This window comes from Janthinobacterium sp. Ant5-2-1, from assembly GCF_001445815.1.
GTDB lineage: Bacteria > Pseudomonadota > Gammaproteobacteria > Burkholderiales > Burkholderiaceae_D > Janthinobacterium > Janthinobacterium lividum_E.
This window is the reverse complement of the sequence record NZ_LNCE01000126.1, coordinates 17,992-37,668: the sequence shown is the minus strand read 5'-3', so window position 1 is coordinate 37,668 and position 19,677 is coordinate 17,992. Positions and strand designations below refer to the sequence as shown.

Annotated in this window: 20 protein-coding genes; 9 read left to right on the top strand and 11 right to left on the bottom strand. The window is 64.1% G+C overall.

Going from position 1 to position 19,677, the window contains the following annotated elements; all coding sequences use genetic code 11:
- Positions 1 to 17: 17 nt before the first annotated feature.
- From ASN89_RS25700 to ASN89_RS25690, 3 genes are all read right to left on the bottom strand, one after another.
- Complete coding sequence (locus tag ASN89_RS25700; protein WP_058051230.1) at positions 18 to 1,496, bottom strand: sodium:solute symporter; 1,479 nt, start codon at positions 1,494 to 1,496, stop codon at positions 18 to 20.
- A 68-nt stretch (positions 1,497 to 1,564) separates the two neighbouring features.
- Positions 1,565 to 2,782: a YeeE/YedE family protein gene (locus ASN89_RS25695; protein WP_058051229.1), complete on the bottom strand. Its 1,218-nt coding sequence runs from the start codon at positions 2,780 to 2,782 to the stop codon at positions 1,565 to 1,567.
- An 84-nt stretch (positions 2,783 to 2,866) separates the two neighbouring features.
- On the bottom strand, positions 2,867 to 4,078 hold the full coding sequence (locus tag ASN89_RS25690) for an MFS transporter (protein WP_058051228.1): 1,212 nt from the start codon (positions 4,076 to 4,078) through the stop codon (positions 2,867 to 2,869).
- Between the two features lie 144 nt (positions 4,079 to 4,222).
- Between ASN89_RS25690 and ASN89_RS25685 the strand changes: the two genes are divergently transcribed.
- Positions 4,223 to 4,453 (top strand): DUF3820 family protein, encoded by a 231-nt coding sequence (locus ASN89_RS25685; RefSeq protein WP_046683889.1) that lies wholly within the window; start codon positions 4,223 to 4,225, stop codon positions 4,451 to 4,453.
- Here the strand turns inward: ASN89_RS25685 and ASN89_RS25680 are convergent.
- The gene (locus ASN89_RS25680) at positions 4,448 to 5,365 is read right to left on the bottom strand and encodes a LysR family transcriptional regulator (RefSeq protein ID WP_058051227.1); all 918 of its coding nucleotides are present in this window, start codon (positions 5,363 to 5,365) and stop codon (positions 4,448 to 4,450) included. The genes ASN89_RS25685 and ASN89_RS25680 overlap by 6 nt on opposite strands.
- A 140-nt stretch (positions 5,366 to 5,505) precedes the next feature.
- Here ASN89_RS25680 and ASN89_RS25675 point away from each other — a divergent pair, with 140 nt between their 5' ends.
- On the top strand, positions 5,506 to 6,873 hold the full coding sequence (locus ASN89_RS25675; protein ID WP_058051226.1) for an MFS transporter: 1,368 nt from the start codon (positions 5,506 to 5,508) through the stop codon (positions 6,871 to 6,873).
- A gap of 18 nt (positions 6,874 to 6,891) precedes the next feature.
- Here the strand turns inward: ASN89_RS25675 and ASN89_RS25670 are convergent, their stop codons facing one another.
- Positions 6,892 to 7,275 carry a glutaredoxin domain-containing protein gene (locus ASN89_RS25670; protein ID WP_046683886.1) on the bottom strand — a complete coding sequence of 128 codons (384 nt, stop codon included), beginning with the start codon at positions 7,273 to 7,275 and terminating at the stop codon, positions 6,892 to 6,894.
- Positions 7,276 to 7,410: 135 nt separating this feature from the next.
- Here ASN89_RS25670 and ASN89_RS25665 point away from each other — a divergent pair, with 135 nt between their 5' ends.
- Positions 7,411 to 7,920: a hypothetical protein gene (locus tag ASN89_RS25665; RefSeq protein ID WP_058051225.1), complete on the top strand. Its 510-nt coding sequence runs from the start codon at positions 7,411 to 7,413 to the stop codon at positions 7,918 to 7,920.
- Here the strand turns inward: ASN89_RS25665 and ASN89_RS25660 are convergent.
- On the bottom strand, positions 7,917 to 8,594 hold the full coding sequence (locus ASN89_RS25660; RefSeq protein WP_058051224.1) for a GNAT family N-acetyltransferase: 678 nt from the start codon (positions 8,592 to 8,594) through the stop codon (positions 7,917 to 7,919). The genes ASN89_RS25665 and ASN89_RS25660 overlap by 4 nt on opposite strands.
- Positions 8,595 to 8,626: 32 nt before the next feature.
- Positions 8,627 to 9,139, bottom strand: coding sequence for an Lrp/AsnC family transcriptional regulator (locus ASN89_RS25655; protein ID WP_058051322.1), 513 nt, complete (start codon positions 9,137 to 9,139; stop codon positions 8,627 to 8,629).
- Positions 9,140 to 9,216: 77 nt separating this feature from the next.
- Between ASN89_RS25655 and ASN89_RS25650 the strand changes: the two genes are divergently transcribed.
- The gene (locus ASN89_RS25650; protein WP_046683885.1) at positions 9,217 to 10,113 is read left to right on the top strand and encodes an EamA family transporter; all 897 of its coding nucleotides are present in this window, start codon (positions 9,217 to 9,219) and stop codon (positions 10,111 to 10,113) included.
- Positions 10,114 to 10,125: 12 nt separating this feature from the next.
- Here ASN89_RS25650 and ASN89_RS25645 read toward each other — a convergent pair whose 3' ends face one another.
- A complete protein-coding gene (locus tag ASN89_RS25645) occupies positions 10,126 to 11,253 on the bottom strand; it encodes an MFS transporter (RefSeq protein ID WP_058051321.1) in 1,128 nt (375 codons plus the stop codon).
- Positions 11,254 to 11,441: 188 nt separating this feature from the next.
- Here ASN89_RS25645 and ASN89_RS25640 point away from each other — a divergent pair, with 188 nt between their 5' ends.
- Positions 11,442 to 12,335, top strand: coding sequence for a LysR family transcriptional regulator (locus tag ASN89_RS25640; protein ID WP_058051223.1), 894 nt, complete (start codon positions 11,442 to 11,444; stop codon positions 12,333 to 12,335).
- Here ASN89_RS25640 and ASN89_RS25635 read toward each other — a convergent pair.
- Positions 12,300 to 13,532 carry an MFS transporter gene (locus tag ASN89_RS25635; RefSeq protein WP_058051222.1) on the bottom strand — a complete coding sequence of 411 codons (1,233 nt, stop codon included), beginning with the start codon at positions 13,530 to 13,532 and terminating at the stop codon, positions 12,300 to 12,302. The genes ASN89_RS25640 and ASN89_RS25635 overlap by 36 nt on opposite strands.
- Before the next feature lie 97 nt (positions 13,533 to 13,629).
- On the opposite strand from ASN89_RS25635, the gene ASN89_RS25630 reads away from it, so the two are divergent.
- Together ASN89_RS25630 and ASN89_RS25625 are read left to right on the top strand one after the other, a co-directional pair.
- Positions 13,630 to 14,538 (top strand): LysR family transcriptional regulator, encoded by a 909-nt coding sequence (locus tag ASN89_RS25630; protein ID WP_058051221.1) that lies wholly within the window; start codon positions 13,630 to 13,632, stop codon positions 14,536 to 14,538.
- A 55-nt stretch (positions 14,539 to 14,593) separates the two neighbouring features.
- Positions 14,594 to 15,127 (top strand): DUF4256 domain-containing protein, encoded by a 534-nt coding sequence (locus ASN89_RS25625; RefSeq protein WP_058051220.1) that lies wholly within the window; start codon positions 14,594 to 14,596, stop codon positions 15,125 to 15,127.
- A gap of 11 nt (positions 15,128 to 15,138) precedes the next feature.
- On the opposite strand, the gene ASN89_RS25620 is transcribed toward ASN89_RS25625, so the two are convergent.
- Together ASN89_RS25620 and ASN89_RS25615 are read right to left on the bottom strand one after the other, a co-directional pair.
- Positions 15,139 to 17,295 (bottom strand): putative bifunctional diguanylate cyclase/phosphodiesterase, encoded by a 2,157-nt coding sequence (locus tag ASN89_RS25620; RefSeq protein WP_058051219.1) that lies wholly within the window; start codon positions 17,293 to 17,295, stop codon positions 15,139 to 15,141.
- A 165-nt stretch (positions 17,296 to 17,460) separates the two neighbouring features.
- Positions 17,461 to 18,387: a LysR family transcriptional regulator gene (locus ASN89_RS25615; protein WP_046683873.1), complete on the bottom strand. Its 927-nt coding sequence runs from the start codon at positions 18,385 to 18,387 to the stop codon at positions 17,461 to 17,463.
- A 167-nt stretch (positions 18,388 to 18,554) separates the two neighbouring features.
- Between ASN89_RS25615 and ASN89_RS25610 the strand changes: the two genes are divergently transcribed.
- Together ASN89_RS25610 and ASN89_RS25605 are read left to right on the top strand one after the other, a co-directional pair.
- Entirely contained in the window at positions 18,555 to 19,256 is a 702-nt protein-coding gene (locus tag ASN89_RS25610) for a pirin family protein (RefSeq protein ID WP_058051218.1), read from the top strand.
- Positions 19,257 to 19,283: 27 nt separating this feature from the next.
- A complete protein-coding gene (locus tag ASN89_RS25605; RefSeq protein WP_046683871.1) occupies positions 19,284 to 19,670 on the top strand; it encodes a DoxX family protein in 387 nt (128 codons plus the stop codon).
- Positions 19,671 to 19,677 lie beyond the last annotated feature (7 nt).

The following is a 19,677-nucleotide window of genomic DNA, read 5'->3' as shown; positions in this document are numbered from 1 at the left end:
AAACGGGCTGAATCGTCTTATTTTGACAAGTGTGTCGCGCCTTTGATGACCTGCCCTGCCGGCGTCGAAATGAGGAACAGGCCGGCCAGCACCAAGGCGCCGTTCAGGATCAGCAATTCCAGCCCGATGCGGTAATGTGCGAACAGCAGCGCCTGCTCCTGCTCGATCAGCGCGCACAGCAGCGGCCCCGCCACGGCCACCAGCGGCACCCAGCGGTCGCGCACGCCGCGCCGGCTCAGCAAGCCGAAGGCGAACAGGCCCAGCAGCGGACCATAGGTATAACTGGCCAGCTTCAGGATCACGCCTATCATGCTGGGGTCGTCCAGCCACTTGAAGGCCATGATCAGGACCAGGAACAGCGCGGCAAACCCCAGGTGCACGCGGCGGCGCCAGCGCATCTGCGCGGCCGGGCTCAGGTCCGTCCTGCGCTGCAGGCCGAGGATATCGATGCAGAAGGTGGACGTGAGCGCCGTCAGCGCTCCATCCACGCTGGGAAACAGGGCGGAAATGAGCGCAATGAAGAAGATCAGCTGCACCACGGCCGGGAAATGTCCGAGCACGACGGCGGGAAACAGTTTGTCGCCCGTGGCCGTCACGCCGGCCAGCGGCGCATACAGGTGCAGCAAGCCACCGAGGAACAGGAACAGCAGCAGCACGCCCGTCAGCACGACGGTCAGGCTGAGCATGTTCTTTTGCGAGTCGCGCAAGGTCCGCACGGAGATATTCTTTTGCATCATTTCCTGGTCCATGCCCGTCATGGCGATCGTGATGAACATGCCGGCCACGATGTGCTTCCAGACATAGGCGGGGCTGTCCGGGTCGACATTAAAAATGCGCGTGAGGCCTTGCGCGCGCATGCGTTCGAGGCTGTCGACGAGGGACAGGTCCATTGCGCGCAATAAAAACACGCTGCAGATGACGAGACCGGCCAGCATGCATGCCGTTTGCAGGGTATCGGTCCAGACGATGGTTTTCACGCCGCCCTCATACGTGTAGAGCAGGATCAGCAGCAGCACGGCGCAGGCCGTCAGCCAGAACGGCACGCCCAGGCTGTCGAGAATCGTGGCTTGCAGGATATTGACCACCAAATACAGCCGCGCCGTGGCGCCCAGCAGCCGCGACACGATGAAAAACGCCGCCCCGCTCTGGTAGGAGCGCCGTCCCAGGCGCAATTCCAGGTAGCGGTAAATGGAGGTCAGCTGCAGCCGGTAGTACAGCGGCAGCAAGATGAAGGTGATGGCCAGGTAGCCGAGCACATAGCCGATCATCAGCTGGATGTAGCCGAAACCGTTGCTCCCCACGGCGCCGGGCACGCTGATGAAGGTCACGCCCGTGAGCGTCGTGCCCACCATGCCGAAGGCCACCAGCATCCAGTTGCTGTCCTTGTTGCCAATGAAAAAACTGTCGTTGGTGGCGTGGCGCGAGGTGCGCCATGCCACCCCCAGCAGAATCAGGAAATACGCGAGGACGACGGTAAACAGGATGAGGGGGGACATGGGCGATACGCTGGCGGCAAGGTGAACAGGGGCAGAAATATACAGCAAAGCCCCTGCTTACGCCGGCATCAGCAGCCAGTCGGTTTGACTTTCTCCACTTCCAGGCCGAACCACGGACGCAAGCGCGTGCCGATGACGTTGCCCAAAAAAGCGCAGACCAGCCACAGCCAGCCGTGCAGGCTGCCCGAGATGATGCCGCTGAAGTACGCGCCGATATTGCAGCCGTAGGCCAGGCGCGCGCCGTAGCCGAGCAGCAAGCCGCCGACGATGGCGGCGATCACCGAACGGCGCGGGATGCGCCACACGGGCGCATAGCGGCCGGCCAGCGCCGCCGCCAGCATGGCTCCGAGCACGATGCCGATGTCCATCACGGACGTCTTGTCTTGCGTCAGCGGCGCGGCCAGCGCGGCCGCATTGGCCTTGGTGGACCAGTAGGCCCAGCTGGCCGTGTCGATGCCGACCACGGACGCCGCTTTCGCGCCCCACAAGGCAAACGCGGACGTCACGCCCCACGGACGACCCGACAGCGCCAGGGTGGCGAAGTTCAGCACGACGAGGGCGACGGCGCCCGCCACCAGCGGCCACGGGCCGTGCAGCCAGGGCGAGGCCTGTGCCGGGCGCAATGACGTGGCGACAAGCTTGCCATGGCGGCGCTTTTCAACGAAGACCGTGATGCCGGCGATCAGCGCGAAGACGATCCAGTTCAGCGCCAGCGCGGGCACCAGGCCCAGGGTCGTCACGAGGGAAATGGGCTGGAGTTGCGGCAGCGCCGTCCAGAACGGCATGTGCGCCGTGCCGATCACCGAGCCGATAATAAAAGCGGCCAGGGTGATGAGCATGCGCGTGCTGCCCCCGCCCACCGTGTACAGGGTGCCGGACGCGCAACCGCCGCCCAGCTGCATGCCGATGCCGAAGATGAAGGCGCCAAAGATGACCGAGGTGCCAGCGGGAGACACGAGGCCCGCCACAGGCGTGCCAAACAGGGTGCCGGCCGACAGCGCGGGGAAGAACAGCGCCACGCCGACGGCCAGCATCAGCATTTGCGCGCGCAAGCCGTCGCCGCGGCCATCGGCAATGAAGACGCGCCAGGCGGACGTAAAACCGAAGGCCGCGTGATACAGGGTGATGCCGAGCAAGGCGCCCACCACGTACAGCGCGGACAGCGTGGCGCCAACGGTTTGCGCCAAATACCACGCGCCGAGCACGATGAGCAACAGGGCGACGCCCAGCGGCTTCGGATTGATGGCGGCGCGCAGGCGCAGCGGTGACGTTGCTGTATCGGACATGGGGAGTATGGGCGAGAAAAAGGTAAGCACATTGTAAACCCTACTCTCGCCCGTGCCAGAAACTTGCTTGCAGATCAAGCCAGCTTAGTGCCCCACCGCATGGATCGACTTTTCACCGCCGGCACGCACAGGTATGGGACTCAAACGGTCCATCCGGCCGCTCAACGCTGTCAAGCCGAAGGCACCGAGCACGACCAGCGCACCGATCCAGCCCGTGTGCACGAGACCCAGGTGTTCCACGATCAGGCCGCCGCCCCAGGCGCCGCCAGCAATGCCCAGATTAAAAGCGGCGATGTTCAGGCCCGACGCCACGTCGACGGCGCGGGGCGTGAAGTGCTCCGCCTGCTGCACCACATACACTTGCAAACCGGCCACGTTACCGAAGGCCACGGCGCCCCACAGCAGCACGGTGATGACGACGAGCACGGGATACGGCGCCGTGAAGGTCAACAGCAGCAAAACAAAGGCCAGCAGCAGGAAGATCAGTTTCAAGGCGCTGACGGGGCCCTTCTTGTCGGCCAGCTTGCCGCCCCAGATATTGCCGAACGCCACGGATACGCCATACACGAGCATCACCACGCCCACGGCGCCGGCGCTGAAGCCCGACACTTGCTGCAAAATCGGCGCCAGATAGGTAAAAGCGATGAAGGAGCCGCCGTAGCCGACGGCCGTCATCGCATACACGAGCAACAGGCGCGGCTGGGCCAGTACCTGCACTTGCTGCAGCAGGGACGCCGGTTTGCTGTGGGCGATGGTCGATGGCACGTACAGCAGGCTGCCGATGAACGCCACCAAGCCCAGCGCCGAGACGGCAAGGAAGGTTTCGCGCCAGCCGAAATGCTGGCCGATGAAGGTGCCCAGCGGCACGCCCGTCACCAGGGCCACGGTCAAACCCGTAAACATGATGGCAATGGCGCTGGCCGCCTTGTCTTTTGGCACCAATGACGTGGCGATGGTCGAGCCGATCGAGAAGAACACGCCATGCGCCAGCCCCGTCAGGATGCGGGCGACGACGAGGGTTTCATAGCCCGGCGACTTCCACGCCAGCAAGTTACCCAGGGTGAACAAGACCATCAGCGACAGCAGCAGGGTCTTGCGGGGGATCTTGCCCGTCAGGGCCGTCAGCACGGGTGCGCCGACGGCGACACCCAGCGCATACAGGCTGACCAGCAGGCCGGCCGACGGCAGGTTCACGCCCAGGTCGGCGGCGATGGTGGGCAACAGCCCGACGATGACAAACTCGGTGGTTCCGATGGCAAATGCGCTGAGGGTCAGCGCGAGCAAGGCAATGGGCATGGCAAACTCCGATCAATGATGTTGGCATGCAGTATCGGGGTTTTCTTTATTCCGAAAAATACTTCATCAGGCAGAAGATACTTGCGCACAGCTCAACAATTCGATGCTCTGCTACACTGGCAGCATCAACACGAGGTCACCACCATGAATTCAGAAAAACTGGCGCTGCTGCTCACGCGCGAAATGCCATACGGGAAATATCAGGGACGCTTGCTGGCCGACTTGCCGGGCCACTACCTCGGCTGGTTCGCGCGCGAAGGCTTTCCCTCGGGCGAACTGGGCAGTTTAATCGCGCTGATGTACGAGCTCGACCACAACGATCTGCGCAGCTTGCTCGACCCGCTGCGCACGCATCAAAACGGGCCGCGTTCATAAGGCCGCGCTAAAACGCTCCACCACGAAATCGACGAAGCTGCGCAGCTTGGACGACATGCGCCGGTCGCGCAGATAGATGAGATGCAAGGGCCGGCTGGGCGGCGTGTAGCCGTGCAGCAAGCGTACCAGATGGCCATCGGCGATATCCTGTGACAGCATAATCTCGGGCAACATGACGATCCCCATGCCGGCCAGCGCCGCCCGCCGCAAGCCTTGCGCGCTGTCGACCCGCATCCTCCCGGCAATCGGCACGCTGATGTCGCCCTCCGGCCCCGTCATGCGCCAGGATGGCTGTGCCGAACGCCACTCGGAGCGCGAGGAATAGGCATAGGCCAGGCAATTGTGCTGCGCCAGATCCTCGGGCCGCCGCAGCTCACCGTGCTGCGCCAGATACGCCGGTGCGGCGCACAGCATCAATTGATACGGCGCCAGCGGGCGGGCCACCAGGTCGGCCCCGTGCTGGTCGCCAAGGTTGCCAAGGCGGATAGCCGCCTCGAAGCCATCCTCGGCTAGGTCCACCACGGTGTCGGTAATGACCACGTCGATATCCACCTTGGGATAGCGCGCCGTATAGTCGGCAAGCGCGGGGATCAGCCGTTCCGTGCCGAATGTCGCGGAGGCGGTCACGCGCAGCCGCCCCTTGGGGCTGCTTTGCGTTTCCAGCGCCAGCGCCTCGGCATCGCCGACGAGGCCGAGGATCTCCATGCAGCGTTCGTAATACGCCTTGCCGAATTCCGTCAGGTGCTGGCGCCGCGTGGTGCGGTTGATGAGGCGCGTGCCCAGATGCTCCTCCAGCGCCTGCAAATGATTGCCCACCATCGTGGGCGACAGGTCGCATTGCGCCGCCGCAGCTGTCAAGCTGCCCGTATCGACGACACGGATGAAGATGGTCATCGCCTTGAAGATATCCATTACCAATATTTTCTAGGTAGTCAAACAATAAAAAACCAGTTTATCTAATTTTTCAAGGCAATACAATGAGAGCGGAACCAGTCGGCGTTTTTCGCGACGACTCCTTTCAACCAGAACACCCTCTTCGGGACTTCCTTCTCATGCCTACCCTGACACTGCGGCACGCCGTATCGCCACGCCTGACCCTGTTCGCCACCAGCCTGGGCTTCGTGCTCGTCATCCTCGACGTTACGGTCGTCAACGTGGCGCTGGAACGCATCCAGGCATCGCTGGGCACCGACGTGACCGGATTGCAATGGATCATCAACGCCTACACCCTGGTCTTTGCCAGCCTGCTGCTGACGGCCGGCGCCATCGGCGACCGTTACGGCGCCAGACGCATCTTCGTCATGGGCTTTGCCCTGTTTACCGTGGCATCGCTGGCCTGCGGCATGGCACACACCATCGGCGCCCTGATTGCCGGCCGTGTCGCCCAGGGCGTGGGGGCGGCGCTGTGCGTGCCGGCCTCGCTGGCCTTGCTGAGCGCCAGCTTCCCGGAAGCGGCCGCGCGTGCGCGCGCCGTGAGCATCTGGGCGGGCGTGGGCGGACTTGCGCTGGCGGCCGGGCCCGTGGTGGGCGGCATCATGGTCGACCGTTTCGACTGGCCCAGCATTTTCCTGCTCAACCTGCCACTGGGGCTCGTGGGCATCTGCCTGACCCTGGCCTACGCGCCATCGGGCTCAAAGTCATCCGGACGGGGCCTGGACCTGGGCGGACAAGTGCTGGCGATTCTCGCGCTGGGCGGACTCACTCTCGGTTTTATCGAAAGCGGCGCACTGGGCTGGACGCACCCGCTGGTGCTGTCCGGTTTTGCCTGCTTCGTCGTGGCGGGGGGCCTGTTCATCCTGGTCGAAGCGCGGGGCGCCGACCCGATGCTGCCGCTTGCCTTGTTCCGCTCGCCAGTGATGAGCGCTTCCTGTGCCGTCGGACTGCTCACCAACTTCGCCTACTACGGCCTGATGTTCGTGCTCAGCCTGTTTTTCCAGACGACCAAGGGGTATACGCCATTGATGACTGGGCTGGCTTTCCTGCCGATGACGGCGCTGGTCACGCTTGCCAATCTGCTGTCTGGCCGGCTGACGGCGCGCTACGGCCCCCGGCTGCCCATGGTGATGGGGCAAGCGCTGGCCGCCTGCGGCTATCTGGCGCTGGCCGGCATTGGCGCGTCCACGCCGTATGGCGTCATCGTCGGCCCGCTGCTGGCGGCCGGGGTCGGTGTCGCGCTGACGGTTCCCGCCATGACGACGGCCGTACTCGCCACTGCCGACAAGCAACGCACGGGGATCGCCTCTGGCGCGCTGAACGCCGCGCGCCAGACGGGCGGGGTGATCGGCGTCGGAGTATTCGGCTCACTGGTCGCTGGCGGCGCGACACACCTGCTGGCCGGCATGCATGTCGCGCTGCTACTGGCCGGTATCGCACTCGGCATCGGCGCCCTCATCAGTTTTGGCCAGATCAAGGCACGCTAGCTGCCTGCCCTGCCACGCTTAAAACTCGCGCACCTTCTTTGCCAGCATGGCGCTGAACTCGCCATTTTCCACGAGCTTGTGCAGCTCGCTGGCGCCGCCGATGAGCACGCCGTTGACAAAGACCATGGGAAACGTCGGCCAGCCCGTCCACATTTTCAGCGCATTGCGGCGGTGCCACTGGCTCAAATAGCTGCCGTATTGCAGGTACTGGTAAGGCGTGCCCAGCACATCGAGTATCTTGCGCGCCTTGCGCGGAAACGGATTGAGCGCCATGCCGACGACGACTACCTGGTGCGCGGCGATGGCCGCCTGCACCTCGCGCACGATGTCCTTGTGCTTGCTGCCGATCAGGGGGCGGGCGGCGGGATGAATCTGGGCTTGGTCAAGGATGGCGCGGGTCATGAAAGTCCTGGGGTCAGTGGCACGTGGCGTGCGGATCACGCATTGTGCCACGCACACAAGCCAGCGTGGGCTACACTGCGCCCCACCTCCCCTTCTCGTCAAATTCGCGTCAAATATATGCAAGCAATCCACCCCATGCCTGAATGCCGCACCCGCCGCCTGCTGGGCGCTCTTCTGCTCGCGACCTGCTGTGCCAGCGCCGCTGCCGATCCCGGACTTGAAAGCGACCTGATCCACGCGCTGTACCTGAAAAAAGGCACGACGGAACGAGCCGGCACTTCCGGCAAGGCGATCCAGGCTTACGTACGCGAAGGCTATATCGGCAAACGCCCCGACCAGCGCTTCGACTACACCGATTACTACCTGCTGAAGAAGCCGGCCAGCTTCATGGGGCATGAACTGGTGCTCATCGAAGAGGAATACATCACGCAATACATAGGCTGCTGCGTCAGCCCCGGCGCCGGCGTGACGGTGAAGGTAAGCGGCAGCACGCAGAAGCTGCAAGCGTTCGCCAGCGCCCAGCGCTGCACCCTGACCGACCCCGTCGATGTGCAACATGCCCTGAGCGAGGTTGCCATCAAGGCCCGGCTGCCCAAGGGCCATTACGCGTCATTGAGCTGCCGCGAACGCGATGCGCAGCCCTAGCTGCCCGATAGGGAGCACGGTATGCCAGCCTGAACGATCGTTGCCGTCGAATAGGGGGATGCGATATGCCAGCCCAGGCTCGCATACAATTTCGCCCCATCGTCCGTTGCCACCAGCACCCGGCGCGCGCTGGCCGATCGTTGCCTGGCCGCCAGCGCGGCCATCAGCGCTCGCCCCAGACCCCGGCGCCGGTGGCCGGCCTCGGTGACGATGCGGTCAAAGACAAAGACACCGGCATATTCCACGGCATGGCCGCTGGCGGCAGTGCCCCCATCTTCGGCCAGAATATGCGCCGTCGTGATTTCCTGTGATGTTGCCACGTCCAGGCGGTAGCCGGCAGGCAGGTCCGGCGCCTGCAGACTGCCTTCATGGGTCATGAAAAAACCGCCGGGACAAAGTTGCCACTGCGGCGGCAACAGTCCCAGTAATTGCTCCCCGTCGCCACACATCTTGATGAAGATATGCGGACCGTGGATCGAAGCTGCCAGCGCGCTGATGCCTGGAACAGGTCCCGCAAAAACGTGACGCCGGATTTCGCCCGGCAAGTCCGTATCGACGCGCCACCCGCCATGATCGGGCACGGGCAGCGCCAGGCCGCGCGCAATGGAACGCGCCGCCAGCCAGGCGGCAAGCAGGCCGGGATCGGCCAGATGCGACTTTCCTTGTTCTTCCAATCTTCATGCTCCTACATTCGCCCCTGTCCCGCTTATGCCAGGGTAAAATCTTCCGCCTGCCCCAGCGGCACGTGCAAGCCCATCTTCAGGCAAGTCAATGCCACCGACGTGCGGTAGCGGCGGATATTGTCGTCGCCGCCGAACAGGCGCTCCGTCAGCGCCTCGTATTCTGCCATGCTGCTGGCGGTAATGATCAGCAGGTAATCGGCCTCGCCAGTAATTCCGTAGCACTGCTGGATGGCAGGCTCGGCCATGATGCGCGCGCGCATGCCGGCCGTGCGCTGCGGGTGTTCGTCGTGCAGATGCACTTCCACCGTCAGGATCAGGGGTCGGCCCACGCGGCTCGCGTCGAGCACGGCCACTTCATGACGGATCACGCCGCTCTCGCGCAGGCGGCGGATGCGCCGCTGCACGGCCGGTGCAGACAAGTGCACGGCCTGGGCGATTTCGCGCTGCGAGGTGGTGTTATCGCGCTGCAGGATGTCGAGGATGGCCAGGTCGAAAGTATCGAGGGCGAGGGAAGGCGTGAGCGAAAGTTGCGTCATGAAGGTCAAAATGCAGTGCAAAACTCGGAGCAGACACAATAAACTTTCGCTATTCCGATATCAAGCCTTTTATCTCCATGCCATTACGCCGCTATTCCTCGTTGATTCCCTTGCTGGCCATCCTCGGCTCCGTCACCTGCCTGGGACTGGGCACCTCATGGGCCAAGCACAGCCTGTTTCCGCTCGTGGGCGCACAGGGCACGACGGCCGTGCGCGTGGGCTTTTCCGCCTTGCTACTGTTGCTGTTCTGGCGCCCCTGGCGCTGGCAGCTGAGCCGCGCCGACCTGCGCACCGTGGCCCTGTACGGTGGGGCGCTGGGCTTGACCAACCTGTGCTTCTACATGGCCTTGCGCACCATACCGTTCGGCATCGCCGTGGCGATCGAGTTTTCCGGCCCGCTGGCCGTGGCCCTGCTGGCTTCGCGCCGCCCGCTCGACTTCGTCTGGGTGGCCCTGGCCGTGGCGGGGCTGGCGCTGCTGCTGCCGCTCGGCCACGACGTCAGCAAGCTCGATCCCACGGGCGTGCTGTTCGCCCTGGGCGCCGCCGTCTGCTGGGCTTCGTACATCGTCTTCGGCAAGCGCGCCAGCCATCTGCATGCGGGACACTCCGTATCGCTGGGCCTGGCCATGGCCGCGCTGGTGGTCGTGCCCGTCGGCGTGCTGCACAGCGGCGCCGCCCTGCTCTCGCCCGTCGTGCTGGGCGTGGGCCTGGGCGTGGCCCTCATTTCCAGCGCCATCCCGATTTCGCTGGAAATGGTGGCCCTGAAACGGCTGACGCCGCAAGCGTTCGGCATCATGAGCAGCATGGAACCGGCCGTGGCCGCCATGCTCGCGTACATCCTGCTCGACGAGCGCCTGGGCGCCGGGCAATGGCTGGCGATTGCCATGATCATGGCCGCGTCGATGGGCAGTTCGTACATGGCGCAGCGCCAGAGACGCGCTGCGCCGGTGCTCAGGCCCGAATATAAGTCGTGAAGCGAAGATAGATCATGACGATGCCCCCTGCAGCCTGGCCGTGCGCCAGGCCAGCAGCGCGGCCAGCACGAGCAGCGCGGCGCTGGCCGTGAAGGTGGCGCGAAAGCCGTGGCCATCGAGCAGGATGCCGCCCACGGTGGAACCAAAGCCTATGCACAGCTGGACGACGGCCACCATCAGGCCGCCGCCGGCTTCGGCATCATCAGGCAAGGCCTGCGCCAGCCACGACCACCAGCCCGTGGGCGCGGCCGTCGCCAGCAATCCCCACAAGCCCAGCAGCACGAAGACGGACGCCAGTTCGTCACCGAACGCCAGCAGGGCCAGCGCGATGACGGCCATCAGCAAGGGAATGGCGACCAGCGTGCGGTACAGGCCACGCTGCAGCACTACGCCGATCAGCGCCGTGCCGATGAAGCCGGCCACGCCGATCGTCAGCAACAACATCGACAAGGTGGACACGCCGACGTGCGTGACGTTTTCCAGGAACGGCCGCACATAGGTAAACAGCACGAACTGCCCCATGAAAAACGCGCCGACGGCCAACATGCCCAGCGCTACCTGGCGGCGTTCGAGCAGGCGCAGGAGCTGGCCGAAGCGGGCCGACCGCGGCGCCGCCGGCATCGATGGCAGGCTGCGCCACTGCCAGGCCAGCGCCAGCAGCGCGACGGGCGCCAGGCACAGGAAGGCGCCGCGCCAGCCGATGCTGGCGCCCAGATAGCTGCCCAGCGGCGCGGCCACCACGGTCGCCAGCGCGTTGCCGCCGTTGAAGATGGCCAGCGCCCTGGGCACGCTGTGGCTGGGTACGAGGCGCATCGCCACGGCGACCGACATCGACCAGAATCCCCCTACCACGACGCCGATCAGCGCGCGTCCCGCCATATACATCGCGTAGCTGGTGGCCAGCCCCACCACCAGCGCGGACACGCACATCAGGCCCGTCAACAGCAGCAGCAAGGTCTTGCGGTTCATCGATGCCGCCAGGGTAGCGATGGACAGGCTGGCCAGCACGGCAAAGGCGCCCGAGATGGCGATGCCATAGCCGGCCAGGCCTTCGCTGACGCGCAAGTCCGCCGCCATGGGCGTGAGCAGGCTGACGGGCATGAATTCGGAAGCGATCAGGGTGAACACGCACAGGGTCATGGCAAAGATGCCGCCCCAGAACGCGGGCTGTTCGCCAGCCTGCCGCACCTGCACCTGCACCTGCATCGGCATGCCTGTTTCTAGCGTCATATTGATGCTCCATTCAAAGTCAGGGCACCATCTTGACGCAGACAAGCTCTTTTGATTAGCGGGTACAATCTTGATGTAGTTATGAAAAAAATTCAGTAATGAGCCAAAACAAAGTCAACGATCTGCAAGCCTTCCTCGCCGTGGCGCGGGAACGCAGCTTTACCAGGGCGGCCGCCAGGCTGGGCATCACCGCGTCCGCGCTCAGCCATACCATCCGCACCCTGGAAGAACGGCTGGGCGTGCGCCTGCTGGCGCGCACCACGCGTAACGTGGCGCCCACCGACGCGGGCGAAAAGCTCATGCTGGCCATCGCGCCCCTGTTCGAGCAGATCGCCGCCGAGGTCGAGGCGCTGGGCGCGCTGCGCGACAAGCCCAGGGGCACCATCCGCGTCACCTGCACGGACGACCATATCGAACTGCTGCTGCGCCCCATGCTGGCCGGCTTCCTGCGCGACTATCCCGACATCAGCCTGGAACTGGTGGTCGACTACGGTTTCACGAACGTCGTCGAGCAGCGTTTCGACGCGGGCATCCGCCTGGGCGAAGCGATCAGCAAGGACATGATCGCCGTGCGCATCGGTCCCGACTGGCGCCTGGCCGTGGTGGGCTCGCCCGCGTATTTCGCGCGCCACGGGGCGCCCGCCACGCCGCATGCGCTGACCGAATATGCTTGCGTGAATATCCGCCACCGGCCCGCTGGCGCCATCTACGCCTGGGAATTCGAAAAGGATGGCCATGCTTTTGCCGTCAAGGCCGAGGGCCAGCTGGTGTTCAACAGCATCATGCACGTGCTCAATGCGGCGCTCGACGGCATCGGCCTGGCCTATGTGCCCGAGCCGCTGCTGGCGCCCTATCTGGCCGATGGCCGCCTGGTCGAAATCCTCGCCGACTGGTGTCCCACCTTCCAGGGCTACCACCTGTACTATCCGAACCGACGCCAGGCCACGCCCGCGTTTTCAGCCTTCGTGGAGGCGCTGCGCTACCGCGCCTGATTTCGCCACGCTCTTGCGCGCCAGCCAGGCCAGCGGCAGCAAGGCGAGCAATGCCCCCGCCACGCCGGCCCATGGCGACAAGGCCATCATGTGGCGCGAGACCATCAGCGCACCGAGCATGGAACCGAAGGAAATGCCCAGGTTAAACGCGGAAATGTTCAGGCCCGAAGCGAAATCGACGGCTTGCGGCGTGTAGCGCTCGGCCGTGGCCAGCATGCCTGCCTGCAGGGCGGGCGACAGGCCGAAGGCGAATACGCCCCAGATGAACAGCATCACCGTCATCATCCATGGCGAAGCGATGCTGAGCGCCACGCCCGCTTGCGTGACAGCCAGCAACAGCAGCATCACACGCAAGGCCTTTTGCCAGCCCAGGTGGCTGGTCAGGTAGCCGCCCGCCAGGTTGCCGGCAAAGGTGGCGACGCCGAACACGATCAGCAAGGCACTGGCCATGGTGGCGGAAAAACCCGTCACGTCCGTCAGGATGGGCGTAATGAACGTGAACGCGGCAAAGCTGCTGCCAAAGCCGAACGTCGTCACGGCCATCATGGTGATAATGGGTCCGCTGCCCAGGGCCGCCAGCTGCGTCATGGCCTTGCCGCCCTTGCCTTGCGCTAAACCGGCCGGCAGCCAGCGCGCCATCGCGGCCAGGCCCAGCGCAGCCAGCACGACGACGGCAAAAAAGGGCAAGCGCCAGCCCATCAAATTGCCAAGGAAGCTGCCGAACGGCACGCCGATCACCATGGCCAGGGTCAAGCCCGCAAACATGACGGAAATCGCCCTGCCCGCCTGCGCCTTGTCCACCAGGCTGGCCGCCACGGTGGCGCCGATGGCAAAGAAGGTGCCGTGCGCCACGGCCGTGATGACCCGTCCCAGCAGCAACAACTCAAACGTGTGAGAAAAGGCGGCCAGCAGGTTGCCGGCCAGGAACACGCTCATCAGCCCCAGCAGGGCCGCCTTGCGCGGCAGGCGCGACATCAGCAGCACCAGCAGCGGCGTGCCGATGGCCAGCGCCAGCGCATACAGGCTGACCAGCGAGCCGGCCGATTCAATGGAAATGTGCAAATCCTTGGCAATCGTGGGCAGGATGCCGACGACGATGAATTCGGTCACGCCGATGGCAAAGGCGCCGACGGCCAACGCCAGCACGCCGGGCGGCATCTTGCTGGATTGAGGGGAAACAGGGCTTGCGGTGATCATGGCATTCTCCGGCTGAGTTCAAGCTGGCCAGTGTATCGATACAAATGCTTTTGATATAGACTCTAATAATGGAAACACCTGTGAAATGGATTCAATAATGGCCAGGCAAGACATCAACCGCGCGTTCGAGATGGCCGTGTTTGTGGCCGTGGTGGAAACGGGCGCCTTTTCCGCCGCCGCGCGCCGCCTGGCCTTGACGCCGTCGGCCGTCAGCAAGCTCGTCAACCGCCTGGAAGCGCGGCTCGGCGCACGTTTGCTCCAGCGCAGCACGCGCCAGTTGCACACGACGCCGGAGGGCGACGCCTTCTTCGTGCAGTGCAAGCGCATCCTCGACGATATCGATGGCGCCGAGCGCGAAGCGGCGCAGGGTGCGGCGCCGCGCGGGCGCTTGCGCATCAACTGCTTCGTGCCGTTCGGCGTGCGCCATCTGCTGCCCATCCTGCCCGAGTTCGCGCAGCGCTATCCCGACATCGTGCTCGACGTCGTCGTCAGCGACGCCATCGTCGACTTGCTGGAAGACCGCACCGACATCGCCATCCGCACGGGCAAGCTGAAGGAATCGAACCTGGTGGCGCGCAAATTGGGCGAAGACGCGATGGTCGTCGTGGCGTCGCCCGCCTACGCGGCGCGGCACGGCTTGCCCCGCACGCCGCAGGAATTGTCCTCACATAATCTGCTGGCCTTCAATTTCCGCTGCCAGAACGAAACCTGGCCTTTCCTCGATGGCGCGGGCGGAACGTTGCAGGTGGCGCCGCAGGGCAATACCTGCGTCAGCGATGGCGAAAGCATGCGCCAGCTGGTGCTGGCAGGCATGGGACTGGGACGCTTTTCCCGTCAGCACGTGCTGCGCGATATCGAGCGGGGCGATTTGGTCCCCGTGCTGCAGGATTACAATCCCGGCGACAGGGAACTCGTGCACGCCGTCTTCGTGGGACCTGGCCTGCAAGTGCCGGCCAGGGTACGCGTGATGCTCGATTACCTGCTGGAAAACGTCAAGCTGGGGTGAGCACGCATCGCGTCTTATAATCGGCTGTCTCGTTGAAACTCCACGGAGCCGCGCCATGCATGATGACTTGATCCACACCTTGCAAACCCGCTTCAGCCAGCACATGCACCGCCATCCGCGATGGACGTGGGACAAGGTGCTGGCGCGGCTGGATGCCGCTCCCGCCAGCCTGGCGATATTGCAGCAAATGGAAGACACGGGCGGCGAGCCAGATGTCATCGGGTACGCCGGCGACACGGGCGCCGTCACGTTTTGCGATTGCTCGGCAGAAAGCCCGCTCGGCCGGCGCAGCCTGTGTTTCGATGCTGATGCCCTGGCCGCGCGCAAGGCCAACAAGCCGGCCGGCAGCGCCTTGGCCATGGCGCAAACGATGGGCGTCGCATTGCTGACGGAAACGCAGTACCGCCAGTTGCAGGAACTGGAACCGTTCGACCGCAAGACCTCGAGCTGGATCGCGACGCCGGACAGCATCCGTGCGCTGGGCGGCGCCCTGTTTTGCGACCGCCGCTATGAGCAGGTTTTCGTCTATCACAATGGCGCCGACTCGTATTATGCGAGCCGGGGTTTCCGTGGCTTGCTGCGCGTCTGATCGCTACGGCTTCAGACTGCCTCTTCCAGGCGCAACTGCCGGCCTTCATCGAGCATCAGCTCGAATTCCGCCGCCGGCACGGCCGGGCTGAACAGATAGCCTTGCAGCTGGTCGCAGCCGAGTTCGCGCAGGAAGCGCATCTGCTCGGCCGTTTCCACCCCTTCGGCGACGATTTCCTGGCGCAGCTGCTGCGCCATGGTGACGATGGCGCGGGCGATGGCGCAATCGTTTTCCTCGAACGGCAAGCCGATGACAAACGAGCGGTCGATCTTCAAGGTACTGATGGGGAATTTCTTCAGGTAGGCGAGGCTGGAATAGCCGGTGCCGAAGTCGTCCAGCGCCAGCGCCAGGCCCATGGCCACCAGCTGGTTCATGATGTCGATGACCTTGTCGGCGCCGCGCATCAGCAGGCTTTCCGTGATTTCCAGCATGATCTGGTCGGGCCGCACGCCGTAGCGCTCGAGCACGGCCGCTATGCGCGCAGGCAACTGCTCATCGAACTGGCGCGCCGACAGGTTGACGGCGATGGCCGGCATGTGCAGGCCCCGGTCTTCCCAGTTGCGGATCTGGCGGCAGGCCTCGTCCAGCACCCAGGTGCCCAGTTCCAGAATCAAGCTGGTTTCCTCGGCGACGGGGATGAAGACGCCGGGCGAGACCATGCCGCGCATCGGATGCTTCCAGCGCAGCAAGGCTTCCGCGCCCACGATGCGCCCGCTGGCCAGGCTCACTTTCGGCTGGTAATGCAATTCCAGTTCCTTGTCGCCCAGCGCCAGACGCATTTCGCTTTCCAGGCGCAAATGTTCCTTGGCCCTGCGGTTCATGTCTTCGCGGTAAAACAGGAAGGTCGATTCGATCGTCTGCACCGCCTTGGACACGGCCACGTCGGCAAAGCGGAACAGGGCCGGCGCTTCCAGGCCGTCTTCCGGATACACGGTGATGCCGATGCTGGCGCCCACGTGCAGCGCGTGCGCATCGATATTGATCGGCGCCTCCAACAGGTTGAGCAGTTTTTGCGCCACATTCGCCGCGTGTTCGCGCTTTTCGATATGCAGCAGGGCCACGACGAATTTGCTGTTGTCGACGCGCGCCAGGATGTCCGCGTCGCGCAGGGCGCCACGGAACAGCTGGCCGATGGCGATCACCAGCTGGTCGCCCACTTCATGGCCCAAGGTGTCGCTGATGGAACCGATGCGACTGATGTCGATGACCATCAGTGCGCCATGCGTCCCCTGCCGTTTCGCTTCGGCCAGGCCCTGGTCGACCAATTGATTGAGCAGGCAGCGGTTGGGCAAGCCCGTCAGGCTGTCGTAGTTGGCCATGCGCTGCATGCGCGCTTCCGCATCCTTGTGCACCGAGATATCGGAAAACAGGGAAAACACGTGGCTGATTTCGCCAAATTCGTCGCGCACGACGCTGATGGTGACGTCTTGCGGAAACAGTTCGCCATTCTTGCGCTTGCCGATGATTTCGCCGCGCCAGGAGCCGTGTCCGCGCATGGCGGCGCGCACCTTGGCGCGGAAATCGGGGTCGTGCACGCCCGAGCGCAGCAAGTCCGGCGTGCGGCCGATGGCTTCGGCCGGCGAGTAGCCGGTGATGCGGCTAAAGGAACTGTTGATGGAGACGATGCGCTCTTCCGCATCCGTGATCAGCACGGCCTGCTCGCTGTCTTCGATGATGCGCGCGTGCAACCGCACCTTGTCCACGTCGGACAGCGGCTCGCTCATGGCCGACAGGCGCACGGCCATGCCGCACGCCTTGCCCGCCTGGTCGTGGATCACGTGGCGGTGCATGCGCAGCCACGTCACCATGCCCGACTTCTTGCGCCGGCGCACATCGGTGGCCACGTCGCCCTGCATGAAATGCAGCTCCAGAACGCTCGCTTCCGCGTCGTCTTCCGGATACAAAAACAGGATGTGCTGGCCCAGCGCCTCGATTTCGGAATAGCCGAACATCTGTTCGGCGCCATGGTTCCAGCCGATCAAAAAACCGTCGGGATCGATTTCCAGCAAGGCGTCAGGGGGCGCCACGCGCACCACGGGCCGGCTGGCGCCGCGCAGGCGCTCCAGCTCTTCCTCCAGCCGCGCCAAGGTGGCGGCCTGCTGCGGCCCCGCCTGTTCACGGGCATCCTGGGCCAGGCGCAGGCACAGCGCGACCTTCGCCTCAAGCATGGCAACCCCACGCTTGGGCCAGGTCAAGGGAAGGTATCGGGGGCGCTGCGGTGTGTGTAATCATCAAAATCCCACTGTGGGGCATGGAGGTCGGGCAAGAAATACAATTGCAATACTGCGAATATGGTAACTTAAAAATGTTGGCGTATGTCAACATTTTAAGGCCTACGCCGAATGGCCCGGCAGATGCTGCGCCAGGCGGGCAAACACATCCGGCTCGCGCATGCGCGCCATCCACCAGCGCAATGCCGCGCCATCCTCGCCTACGCGCCAGGCCAGGTAAAACGTTTCCGACGGTTTCGGCTCTTCCACGGCCTTTTCCACCAGCAAGCCACGGGCGATGGCGGCGCGAGCGCATGGCCCCGGCAGGAAGCCAAAGCCCAGGCCCAGCACCTGGTAATCGAACTTGACCTGCATGTTCGGCACGCTCAAGGCATCCTGGCCCAGCAGCAGTCCCACCGTGCGCGGCGCCATCTGGCGCGCCGAATCGGCCACCACCACGGCCCGGTGCTGCTGCAGGTGGCCGCGCGACAAGGGTTCCTGCACCTGGGCCAGCGGGTGCGTGGGCGCCACCGTAAACACGAAGTCGAGCATGCCGATCGGCTGCGCGATATAGCCGCCGCCCGCCGGCCCGTCGCCGGGCGCGCCCACCAGCAAGTCGGCGCGCCGGTCCAGCAGCGCTTCCCACGTGCCCGACAGGGTGTCTTGCGACAGGCGCAGGCGCGTCTGCTGCGCCACGTCGTAAAAGGCGCGCACGTCGTCGGCCAGGGCCACGGCGGAAAACATGGAATCGATGCCGATGGACAATTCCGTTTCCCAGCCGGACGCCACCCTGCGCACGCGGTGCTCGAGGTCTTGCGCCGCCTTCAATAGATAGCGGCCCTCTTTCAGCAATTCCTGGCCGGCCGCCGTCAGCATGACTTTCGGGCCATTGCGCTGGAACACTTGCACGCCCAGGTCGTCTTCCAGCTTGGCCACCGTATAGGAAATGGTGGACGGGACTTTATGCAACTCCTTGCCGGCCGACGAGAACGATCCGCGGCGGTCGATGGCGTCAACAATTTGCAGGGCTTCCAGGCTCAGTCTTAACATTCGATTTTTTCGATCATAGGTCGCAAGATTTTCCGTTTTTCTTTCTCCGCTGGGGGGCCTATACTTTGTTCATCGTACAGCGAAGGGCAGAAAAGAAGCCACGGCGTAGCGCCAGGCAACGGTCATTCGAAATTATCGCACATTAACCTTTAGAAACGGAGTCCACCATGTTACAGATTCGTCATAGCGAAGAACGCGGCGCAGCCAACCACGGCTGGCTCAATTCCCATCACAGCTTTTCCTTCGGCAGCTACCACGATCCGCTGCACATGGGCTTTGGCCCATTGCTGGTGATCAATGAAGACCGGGTCACGCCTGGCCAGGGTTTCGGCACGCACGGCCACCGCGACATGGAAATCATTTCGTATGTGCTTGACGGCGCGCTGGAACACAAGGACAGCATGGGCACGGGTTCCGTCCTGCACTACGGCGATGTGCAGCGCATGAGCGCCGGCAGCGGCGTGCGCCACAGCGAGTTCAACCACTCGGCAACGGATGGCTTGCACTTCCTGCAGATCTGGATCCAGCCGAACGTGACGGGCATTCCACCCAGCTATGAAGAGAAACACTTCACGCCGGAAAGCAAACGGGGCAAGCTGCGTTTGATCGCCTCCTCCGACGGCCGCCAGGGTTCCGTGCTGATCCACCAGGATGCGGCCATCTACGCCAGCATCCTGCAGGAAGGCGAACAGGCCGAACATGCGCTGGAAGAAGGCCGCCTCGCCTATGTGCACCTGATCCGCGGCAGCCTGGTCGTCAACGGCACGCCGTTGAAAGCGGGCGATGCGCTGAAACTGACGCAAGAGGCTAGCGTGATCATCACTCAGCCGGAAGATGCGGAATTCCTGCTCTTCGACCTGCCTAAATAATTGATAAATACAAAGAAAGAGAAAATCATGGAAAACAGAAGCAACGTATTGTTCCCCCTCGGCCGTGCCGCCCTTGGCGTGCTGTTCTTTGTCTCGGGCTTGCTGAAAATCGGCGGCTTTGCGGGAGTGGCCGGCTACATGGCCAGCCAGGGCTTGCCGATCGCCAATATCTTGCTGGTGGGCGTGATCGTGCTGGAAGTGGGCGGCGGACTGCTGCTGATCACGGGCTGGCAGGCGCGCTGGGCGGCGCTGGCCCTGGCGCTGTTCCTGATTCCGACGACGCTCATCTTCCACGCCTTCTGGAGCGCCGATGCGGCCCACTTCCAGGACCAGCTGACGAACTTCCTGAAGAACCTGTCCATCTTCGGCGGCATGCTCTTGCTGGTGGAGCGCGGCTTTCGCCAGGCCAAGTAAGACCGAG